This is a genomic window from Bacillus sp. BB081, assembly GCF_008368895.1.
Classification (GTDB): domain Bacteria; phylum Bacillota; class Bacilli; order Bacillales; family Bacillaceae_G; genus Bacillus_A; species Bacillus_A wiedmannii.
Window position 1 is genome coordinate 293,701 of the sequence record NZ_QOZX01000016.1, and the last position, 10,333, is coordinate 304,033.

Here is a 10,333-nt window from a genome sequence, read left to right on the forward strand (position 1 = left end):
ATGAAGAAAAACACCACTGATTAAAGGTTCACTCTATATAGGATGTAACAGAAGTTAGAATTGTCGCATTTTATCGAAAATAAAGTTATAATAAAGGCAGAGTAGAGAAATTTAGGGGGTCTGAACATGTTTCAAGTACAAAAAGAATTAGCAGGTCATGAAGTGGTAATTGTTGCCTTATTTGAAGAAGAGAAAACGAGTAGTTTTGTACAAGAACTGGACAAAGCGTTTGAAGGGCAATTACAAGTTTTATTAGAAGAGAAAGAACTTTCTACTAAGAAGAAAGCTATTTCAAAAGTACATAGTTTAGGAAAAACAAATGTAAAACGCTATTATTTCGTCGGTTTAGGAAAGAAAGAATCTTATACGACAGAAACGTTACGTGCGGCTCTTGGTAAGGCGTTTAAAACGTTACAGGCAGCAAAAGTACAAGATGCAGCAATCTTGCTTGATTCTTTCGTAACAGAGAAATTAGATGTGATTGATGTAGCTCATATTGCAGCAGAAGTACAAGGTCTTGGTACATATGAGTTACAAACGTATAAATCAGATAAAAAGGATCGTGTGGAACTAGAGAAGCTCACGGCTATTACAGCGGAAGATGCACAAGAAATTGAAGCTGCATTAACAGTTGGCTACGTACATGGACGTGCAACAAATTCAGCTCGTACACTTGTAAATATGCCGCCAAACGTATTAACAGCAACAAAGCTTGCTGAGTATGCTGTTGAGTTAGCGGAAAAGTATGATATGGATTATAAAGTTCTTGAGAAAGAGGAGATGGAAGATCTTGGTATGGGTGCGTTACTTGCAGTAAACCAAGGTAGTACAGAGCCGCCAAAAATGATTGCTCTTATTTATAAAGGAAAAGAAGAGTGGACAGATGTCATTGGATTTGTTGGAAAAGGAATCACATACGATACAGGTGGTTATTCTTTAAAACCACGTGAAGGCATGGTCGGTATGAAAGGTGATATGGGCGGTGCTGCTGCTGTATTAGGTGCGATGGAAATTATCGGTGAACTTCGCCCAGAGCAAAATGTGATCGCTGTTATTCCATCAACTGATAACGTTGTAAGTGGTACAGCATTTAAGCCAGACGATGTAATTACATCTATGAGCGGAAAAACAATTGAAGTATTAAATACAGATGCAGAAGGTCGCCTTGCGTTAGCGGACGGTATTACGTATGCGAAAAAACTAGGTGCAAACTACCTTATTGATGTTGCGACATTAACAGGCGGTGTAATTGTTGCACTTGGAAATCATACGACAGGCGCAATGACAAACAATGAAGAGTTGTTTGAGCAAGTGCTAGAAGCTTCTATGGAAACGGATGAATCAATTTGGCAATTACCGATTTTTGATCGTGATAAAGAACGCGTTCGAAACAGTAAGTTTGCTGATTTAAATAACTCACCAGGCCGTGAAGGACATGCGGTTATGGCAGGTACATTCTTAGGGGAATTTGCTGAAGATACACCGTGGGTACACTTAGATATCGCTGGAACATCTGAAACGTCAGGAGCGCATGATTTAGGGCCAGCTGGAGCAACAGGTGCAATGGTACGTACACTTGCAACGTTTGTTGAAAGGTTTAGTGATGGAGAATAAGCAAAAAGATAAAGGTGAATGGTTGTTACAATTTATAAGCAATCATAAATGAAATAATAGCAAAGAAGATAATTGCATTGTTATTACTATGAGAAGTAAGTTTTTGATAACTGAATATTTTTATGAAGATTTTCCATATAAATTATTATTTTGTTTTAAACATTTATCCTGTAGTTTGATCCAAAGAAAATGACCTCCAAATGAATCGTAGATTCGTTCGAAGGTCATTTTTTAATAGTTTATTGATTATATCCGACAATTTTATTTGTATCGATATCGACGTACACTTCAACGTTTTTGGAATAGGACGTATCAGATGGGAAATGCACGAGGTAGACACTTCTCCCTTCATATTCTTCATTAAATTGACGGCTATTATGTTTATGCAATATTGTTTTGATCATTGTTGCATTTTCCCAATCACCGATAATATATTGCTTTTCTTGATTGGATAGTTGATTCCAAACTGCCTTTTTTATGCCTTTTTCTGTTTCTTGATTTTGATAGGAAATGTCTTTCGAATTATTCGTATCGATGCAACCTGTAAAAGTGAAGCATACGAAGAGTATTATAATAAATTGCTGTAATATGTTCTTCATGGCTAGCATATCGCCTCCCTGTTCCCATACACTTCAATTAGCAGAAAGAAAATTCCTGCTATGCGAGGAAATATAAGTGTATTATATGTTTCATAATGAAAATGTATATAAGGTTCCATCTAAGGCAAATGACGTTATACCAGTTTCCTCAGATACAACAAAAATAAGTGCATCACTGACTTCAGAGAGTCCAATTGCTGCGCGGTGACGTGTTCCTAACTTTCGGTTGGATGTCAAAGCTTGTTGCGATAAGGGTAGTATATTTGATGCTGATATAATATGGTTATTTTTTACAAGAACAGCACCGTCATGAAGTGAGTTTCCAGGGTAAAAAATAGATTCTAGTAACGGAACTGTTAAATGAGCCTGAATTTCTATACCAGATTGGATATATGCTTCTAATGATTTTTCTCTTTCTATAATAATAAGAGCTCCATGGCGTTTTTGAGATAATTGCCTGATTGCAGTTAATAGTTGGATATAGCAATCTGTATATGGTGATAAATATGTTTTGAGATAGTAAGAAGCGGTTGTTGATTGAATTTGTAATAGTAATTTATGTATATCTTCGACTTTACATAAAAGGCATTTATCATTGTTCTCTAATGTGTTTTGCATATCTTGAAGTGCAAGGGAAATATCTTTGATAATCTCTTGGATATGTTGTTGTATTTCTGGTTTAAGCGCCCATTCTTGCATTGTACCTCACCTTATTCGAGAATATATTTATGTATAGCTTTTCAATTTATACAAAAAGTATTCATAAGGGGTGCTGTTTTATACATTTAATGTAAAAGTTTTTGTGAGTATTAAATATAGTATTGAGGAAAATATCATTTTCACCATATAATTAAATTGTGTTTGATTGAGAGGAGAGAATTTAAAATGGAATGGAAAAAAGAATATGAACGCTGGAATACATTTGCTAGTTTGGATATAGAGTTAAAACAAGAGTTAGAGGAAATGAAACAAGATGTAAAGAAAATTGAAGACAGTTTCTACAAAAATTTAGAATTTGGTACAGGCGGTATGCGTGGTGAACTTGGTGCTGGAACAAACCGTTTGAACGTATATACAGTACGTAAGGCGACAGAAGGTTTAGCTCAATTTATTGAGAAACAAGGAGAGGAAGCAAAAGCACGTGGTGTTGTTGTTGCGTATGATTCTCGTCATAAATCTCCAGAGTTTGCAATGGAAGTAGCTGCAACACTTGGTGCACATGGTATTAAAACATACGTGTTTGAAAGTTTACGCCCAACACCGGAGCTTTCATTTGCAGTGCGTTATTTACATACATATAGTGGAATCGTTCTTACTGCGAGTCATAACCCGCCAGAATATAATGGATATAAAGTATATGGAGAAGATGGAGGACAATTACCGCCAAAAGAAGCAGATGAATTAATTTCTTATGTGGATGGTGTAAGTGATGAATTATTAGTAGAAGTTGCTAATGTTGAACAGCTGAAGCAAAATGGTTTGTTACAAATTATTGGACAAGATGTAGATGATGCATACTTGGAACAATTAAAAACAATTATTATTAATAAAGGCTTGGTAGAAAGCCAAGGGGAAGAATTAAAGATTGTTTTCACACCACTTCATGGTACTGCAAATATCCCTGTTCGTCGTGGATTAGAAGCAGTAGGTTTTAAAAATGTAACGATTGTAAAAGAACAGGAACAACCAGATCCTAATTTTTCTACAGTAAAATCACCAAACCCAGAAGAACATGCAGCTTTTGAGTTAGCAATTCGTTATGGTACAGAGATTAAAGCAGATGTTCTAATTGCAACAGATCCAGACGCTGATCGTCTTGGTGTGGCTGTTCGTAATCATGATGGAGAATATCAAGTGTTAACAGGAAATCAAACAGGTGCTTTAATGCTAGATTACATGTTATCTCAAAAGAAAGAAAAAGGAATCTTGCCAGAGAATGGAGTTGTCTTAAAGACTATCGTTACCTCAGAATTAGGACGTACGGTGGCAAATTCTTATGGACTTGATACGATTGATACATTAACTGGATTTAAATTTATTGGAGAAAAAATTAAGCAATATGAAGAAAGTGGACAGTATAATTTCCAATTTGGTTATGAGGAAAGTTATGGTTATTTAATTAAGCCATTCTGTCGTGATAAAGATGCTGTTCAATCTGTTTTATTCGCATGTGAGGTTGCTGCATATTATAAGGCGCAAGGAAAGACATTGTATGATGGATTGCTTGAAGTGTTTGAAAAACATGGTTATTTCCGTGAGGGGCTTGTGTCATTGACCTTAAAAGGAAAAGATGGCGCAGAACAAATTCAAAACTTGATGACAACATTCCGTGAAAATTGTCCTGTAGAAGTAGCTGGTTTAAAAGTTACAATTGCTGAAGATTATAAAGCAAGCTTGAGAACAAAAATTATAGGGGATGGAACAGAGGAAATACATTTACCAAAATCAAATGTGTTAAAGTATTACCTTGAGGATGGTTCTTGGTTCTGTTTACGTCCGTCTGGGACAGAACCTAAAATCAAATTTTATTTTGGGGTACAGGGAAGTACGCTACAACATAGTGAAGAAAAGCTTGAAAGTATAAAGAATGATATTATGAACCGAGTTCAATAATATATTAAAAAGCATGAGCATTAGGTGCTCATGCTTTTTTTTTTGGAAACTTGGAGTAAATGTTTCTTGTTCGAATTTTTATTAACGTTGGGTTTTATTGTCATAAATTGGATTTGATCGATAAATGCATTTAATTAAGTTCAGAATGAAATTTTGGATCAATTATGTTAAAATTTGTTTCGTGTGTATATAAACTAAAAATGGCAATTTGTAAAAAAGTGATGATATAACTATCAATTTTAAAAAAAGAGAGTTGAGTGTATGAAAGCATCAATGAAGCATTATATATTTTTACATGTTGCCTTTTTTTTATACTCTATCATAATGGTGTATATGAAATGGGCGGCAAACTTTTCAGTTGGATCAATTTCTTTTTTTATTGCCTACATGATTCTTGTAATTCTTTTATTTGGATACGCAATTATTTGGCAGCAAGTTATTAAACCATTTGAAATATCTAAAGCGTATTCACATCGGGGAGTCATTATTTTATGGGGACTATTATGGTCGGTGGTGTTCTTCGGTGATACAATAAAATGGAATAACTTGGTTGGTGCAGTCATTATTATTATAGGGATTGTCGTGGTGGTAAAAGATGAATAAATTTGTGTTGCTTTACATTTTTGGAGTTGTTTTAGCAAACTATTCGCAAATTTTATTAAAGAAGGCAACATTATCGAATTATGATACAAAGTGGAAAGAATATGTAAATCGCTACGTAATTGTAGGATATTCTTTATTTGTAATTAACGCTGGATTAAATGTAATTGCCTTGAAAGGTGTTCCATTAAAACAAGCGCCTGTTATTGAATCGCTTAGTTATATTTTTATTTTAATATTCAGTTGGTATTTTCTTGGTGAAAAGATAACTAAAAGGAAGATAGTCGGAAATCTGATTATTATTATAGGCATTATTGTGTTTTGCATTCAGTAAAAGTCATTTTTCGTGCATCTACTGTATGCCGATATTTAGAAAATAATATAATCGAGGTGTTTGTAGCATGATAGGAAGAAAAAAGATATTTTTATCTTTTTTTATAGTTTTTTGTGCAGTTTTATATGTGTTTTTGACGGGACCTATACACACTGTAAATAAGAGTCTTGTTTATAGCAAATATAAGATGATTGATTTAGCGCAAGGTGAAGAAGTGCGTCAAGAGATTCATTTTGCAGGTGAAAACCCAAAGCATTTGCTGTTACCTCTTACAAGTGAAAGTTATCATAAAAACGCTGTGTTAGAGTATGAGCTCTCGGCTAAAGGGAAAATCGTGAGTAAAGAAAGAGTCGATTTAAAAACATGGGGCGGAGAAAACTATATTAAGGATCCTCATTTTAAGAGCAGTATTATAATTCCTATTGAAAAAGACATAAATAAAGATGCTGTCTTGAAAGTAAAAATAGTAGAAGCTGAAAATGGCGAAAAAGTTACTATTCGTACAGGGGCATCGTTGTCTCCAGATGGAAAATTGACTGTTAATGGTAAAGAAGAAAGTGGACAAGCGATAGGTGCAAAGGTAGCATACGATCAGCTTGATTGGTTTAAGGTTGGAAAAGCAGTTGTTACTGCATTAGCTACTTTATTAGCTTTATTCCTTATTGGTAATAACACAGTTAAAAATTTTGTTGTTGTTACCGGAATAATGGGGGTTATGTTCAGTTTCAATAATCCACTCTTTGAGGCAACTGATGAAAACTTCCATTTTGCAAAAGCGTATGATATTAGCTTAGGTAATCTTCTCTCTACAAAACAGGGAGATAAAGTGGGCGTTAACTTACCAGAGAATATTGATGATATGCCACGCCCGAATCAATTTGAAACAACTTATGGGTTATTGGCAAATGGCGAAAGATACGATAGGGCTAAGAGTGATATTTGGGATACGTATACATTTGCAGATAAAACGAATTTTGTAGAGCAACCTACAACAGCCGTTTATACACCAATTCCTTATATTCCACAAGCTCTTGGTTTAATTATTGCTAATATATTGGGGCTAAAAGCTTTTAGTGCGCTAATGTTAGGAAGAATCTTTAATTTAGCTGTGTATATTGCTTTGAGTGCTCTTGCGATAAAAATTATTCCAAGGTTGAAAAATACGTTAGCATTTTTAGCGGCGTTTCCATTGTTTGTATCATTGAGTGCGTCATTTTCAGCAGATGCAATACTGATGGGGTTAAATTACCTGTTTATTGCTGTAATGTTGCAGAAGCTTATGCGTTCTGAAAAGAATACGTTAGGAATTAAAGATTTTATTATTCCAATTGTTTTATTAATCCTAATAGTATTATGTAAATTTACGTATTGGCCGTTATCATTCTTGATTTTTGCGTTTATTGGAAGGGATTTATTCCGTACAAAAATGCAAGGTGTTATGTCATTTTTATTACTGGCAGGAATACCAGGTTTAATAATGAGTTCTTGGAACCTATTCGTAATGAAATTTGTGGGAACTATTAATCCAAATGAAAAAATTAATCCTGTTGGTCAATTGAAGTTTATACTAGAGCATCCAGTTGAAGTAATGAAAGCTTTCTTTGGAACATTTGAAAGTGGAATGAGCATGTGGATGAACATGCTAAATCAAGTTGGATGGGTAACTCATTTAATGAGTGGTATTGTGCTTATTAGTATGGTAGGACTTGTAATGACAGTCATTTTTGATTATAGCGAAGATGAATTTAAATTACGTAACTTCGATTATGCAGTCTTTATACTCACAATTGTAAGTGTAGTTGGACTAGTTATGTTAAGCTTATATTTAACATGGTCTGAAGTTGGTGCAGATTTCATTAGTGGTTTACAAGGAAGATATTTCTTACCTGTCATTCCAATTGTATTGTTCATATTTAATGAAAGAATGAATGTGAAACAACACTCAGAGTTAACAGCGCAACGCTCAGCCAGATTAGCATGTTGTATGCTATTGTATGCAAATGTGTTTATGCTAGGATATTTTTATTAAAATTAGTGGAGTGAGGGATTCCAATTGTTAAAAAAGAAGCTGATTATTATTCCTGCTTACAATGAATCAACGAACTTAATACACGTTGTAGAGGATATAGAGAAGAATGCTCCAGATTTTGATTATGTTATTATCAATGATTGCTCAAAAGATGATACAGAGCAAATATGTAAAGATAATAATTTTAATTATGTAAGTTTACCGATCAATTTAGGAATTGGTGGAGGCATGCAGACTGGTTATAAGTATGCTCAGCGCCATGGATATGATGTTGCGGTACAATTTGATGGTGATGGACAACATGATGCGGCCTATTTAGGAGCCCTTCTTAAAGAAATGGAAGATACGGGAGCAGATATGGTTATTGGCTCACGTTTTATTAATAAAGAAGGATTCCAGTCTTCATTTACTAGAAGAGTTGGGATTCGTTTCTTTGAAAAATTAATCAAAATTGTATCTGGAAAGAGAATAACGGATGCGACTTCTGGATTTAGAATGGTAAATCGTAAAATTATTAATGAATTTTGTGAGTACTATCCAAAAGACTATCCAGAGCCGGAAAGTATTGTTGCTGTAATTAGAAACAATTATGAAGTAAAAGAAGTTCCAGTACTTATGCGAGAAAGAATGGGCGGGACATCTTCAATAGTAAATTACAAAGCCATTTACTATATGATTAAAGTAACACTTGCGATTACAATTGATCGATTAAAACCTAAAAGAAAGGAGAATGCTTCGTGACAATTCGCCTTCAAATATTAATTATTTTAGGAGTTATAGTAGGATTAATTATTTTTACAAACCTAGTCCGTAAAGAAAAATTGGAATTGAAATATGTATTAACATGGTATGGAGTGTTAATCGGTATTTTAATGATTGGGATTTTCCCAAAATCAATTGATGTGGTTTCATATTTATTGGGAGTTGCTACACCGATAAATGCGCTATTCTTTTTGGGATTCCTTTTTGTAACATGTGTTTTATTTTTCTTAACTGTTGTAGTTTCGAGATCTTCCATTCGAATTAAAGAATTGACGCAAGTTATAGCTATTTATCAGCATGAAAATGAAAAAATGAAGCGAAAATTATTAACTCATAAAGAAAAAGAAGAAAAACAGAAAGTAACTGTATAATTAAATAGGTTGTATAAGCGAAGCAGAAATATACTGGATTTCTGCTTTTCTTATGTCACCTTCTTTATGGTTCTCATAGTAATGCTTTGGAGGAGAATAAATGGTAAATATAAAAATAAGTGAGAAAATGTTTAAGGTTATCTCCTTAATATGTTTGTTAGGGGCAATTGGGTACTCGCTAGGATATCAAGTCCTATGGCTACTTTATAAAGAGCCTGCAATGTTAGGGTGGATGTTTGATGATTTTCATTTCTTTTACTATGCATTTCATACAATTTGGAATGATAATGCTATAAGCATGATGTATGATTTGGACCATCAAATGGAGACATTTCGTCAACTATATGGTGAAACAAAAGGTGCACTAGGATACTATATGTATCCACCACAGTTCGCTGTATTTCTTTCGTGGTTCGCAGCATTTCCTTATGAAAAAGCACGCCTTTTATGGACCATGTTCAATAGCATATTATTCATATTAGGTGTATGTTTCGTAATACAAGCTGCGTATAAAGGAAGAGCAAAAGGGGTAAAGTATCTCTTGTTTTCTGCGGCTATTATTATTTATCCAGTATTTGCTGATTTTTATTGGGGACAATCCAATCGTTTAATCTTCTTTTTAGTATGTTTAACATATTATTTTTATCAATCTAAACATAAGTGGTTGGCAGGGATTCCGATTGTTTTTGCTACTAGTTTTAAATTACTACCGGGTATTTTTCTTGTATACTTCCTATATAAGAAAGAGTGGAAGGTGTTTTTAAGCGCTGTGATTACAACGATTATTACATCAGGGATTACTATTGCTATAGTTGGATGGAATGTAGCTTGGGAATATGTAACAAATGATTTGTTTGTTGTAAATGGAATTAATGAAATGCATGGTGGAGCACCTTGGGATAGCTCATTTAAAGGAGTATTAAAGACATATTTCCCACACGATTCAATGAGTATAACTCACCTTGTGTATGTCGTAATACTATTAGCAATTACATTTCTAGTTATTAGAAAATGTAAAAAAGACAGCTCGTTGGAGTTTGTCCTCGTTACAGCGCTTATGCTGTTATTCTCACCTGTTGTTGAAGTACATTATCTTGTATTAATGATCATTGTAATCGTATGTGTACTTTCACATATATTTAACAATTCATTAATAGAAGAATTCGTAGATGGTAATATAATGTATAACATTAGTCTAGATGCAAAAAGTGTATGGCATTTAGTTGTTACGGCGGTCTCAATCAATATTTTGATGGATTCACCAGAAGGAATGAGTTACTTCATAGCCATGTTATTCCTATTCTATGTATTATTAGATCGTTACTATATTCAAAATAAAAAATAGAGTTTAGTAAAAGTTTACGTATAATTTGAAATTGTTATGGTAAAAAAAATTAAATTATATAATTTT

10 protein-coding genes are annotated in these 10,333 nt (G+C 33.7%); 8 read left to right on the plus strand and 2 right to left on the minus strand.

Features of this window, described 5'->3' with window-relative positions:
• Positions 1–126: 126 nt before the first annotated feature.
• Complete coding sequence (gene pepA / locus DN394_RS09520) at positions 127–1,614, plus strand: cytosol aminopeptidase (protein WP_149293749.1); 1,488 nt, start codon at positions 127–129, stop codon at positions 1,612–1,614.
• 239 nt (positions 1,615–1,853) lie between these two features.
• Here pepA and DN394_RS09525 read toward each other — a convergent pair whose 3' ends face one another.
• Together DN394_RS09525 and cdaS are read right to left on the minus strand one after the other, a co-directional pair.
• Complete coding sequence (locus tag DN394_RS09525; protein WP_252197119.1) at positions 1,854–2,213, minus strand: hypothetical protein; 360 nt, start codon at positions 2,211–2,213, stop codon at positions 1,854–1,856.
• Between the two features lie 90 nt (positions 2,214–2,303).
• Positions 2,304–2,912 carry a sporulation-specific diadenylate cyclase CdaS gene (gene cdaS / locus DN394_RS09530; protein ID WP_149293751.1) on the minus strand — a complete coding sequence of 203 codons (609 nt, stop codon included), beginning with the start codon at positions 2,910–2,912 and terminating at the stop codon, positions 2,304–2,306.
• 186 nt (positions 2,913–3,098) lie between these two features.
• Between cdaS and DN394_RS09535 the strand changes: the two genes are divergently transcribed.
• The 7 genes from DN394_RS09535 (at position 3,099) to DN394_RS09565 (ending at position 10,267) form a co-directional block, all read left to right on the plus strand.
• The gene (locus tag DN394_RS09535) at positions 3,099–4,826 is read left to right on the plus strand and encodes a phospho-sugar mutase (protein WP_149293752.1); all 1,728 of its coding nucleotides are present in this window, start codon (positions 3,099–3,101) and stop codon (positions 4,824–4,826) included.
• Between the two features lie 261 nt (positions 4,827–5,087).
• Positions 5,088–5,429 carry a hypothetical protein gene (locus tag DN394_RS09540; RefSeq protein WP_000648045.1) on the plus strand — a complete coding sequence of 114 codons (342 nt, stop codon included), beginning with the start codon at positions 5,088–5,090 and terminating at the stop codon, positions 5,427–5,429.
• Positions 5,422–5,760, plus strand: coding sequence for an EamA family transporter (locus DN394_RS09545; RefSeq protein ID WP_060488153.1), 339 nt, complete (start codon positions 5,422–5,424; stop codon positions 5,758–5,760). The genes DN394_RS09540 and DN394_RS09545 overlap by 8 nt, the downstream gene beginning before the upstream one ends.
• A 67-nt stretch (positions 5,761–5,827) precedes the next feature.
• Positions 5,828–7,789 carry a DUF2142 domain-containing protein gene (locus DN394_RS09550; RefSeq protein WP_060488154.1) on the plus strand — a complete coding sequence of 654 codons (1,962 nt, stop codon included), beginning with the start codon at positions 5,828–5,830 and terminating at the stop codon, positions 7,787–7,789.
• A gap of 24 nt (positions 7,790–7,813) precedes the next feature.
• On the plus strand, positions 7,814–8,530 hold the full coding sequence (locus tag DN394_RS09555; RefSeq protein ID WP_046959965.1) for a glycosyltransferase family 2 protein: 717 nt from the start codon (positions 7,814–7,816) through the stop codon (positions 8,528–8,530).
• Entirely contained in the window at positions 8,527–8,922 is a 396-nt protein-coding gene (locus DN394_RS09560) for a DUF2304 domain-containing protein (protein WP_000155507.1), read from the plus strand. Before DN394_RS09555 ends, DN394_RS09560 begins: the two co-directional genes overlap by 4 nt.
• A 100-nt stretch (positions 8,923–9,022) precedes the next feature.
• The gene (locus tag DN394_RS09565) at positions 9,023–10,267 is read left to right on the plus strand and encodes a glycosyltransferase family 87 protein (RefSeq protein WP_149293753.1); all 1,245 of its coding nucleotides are present in this window, start codon (positions 9,023–9,025) and stop codon (positions 10,265–10,267) included.
• The last annotated feature ends 66 nt before the right edge of the window (positions 10,268–10,333 follow it).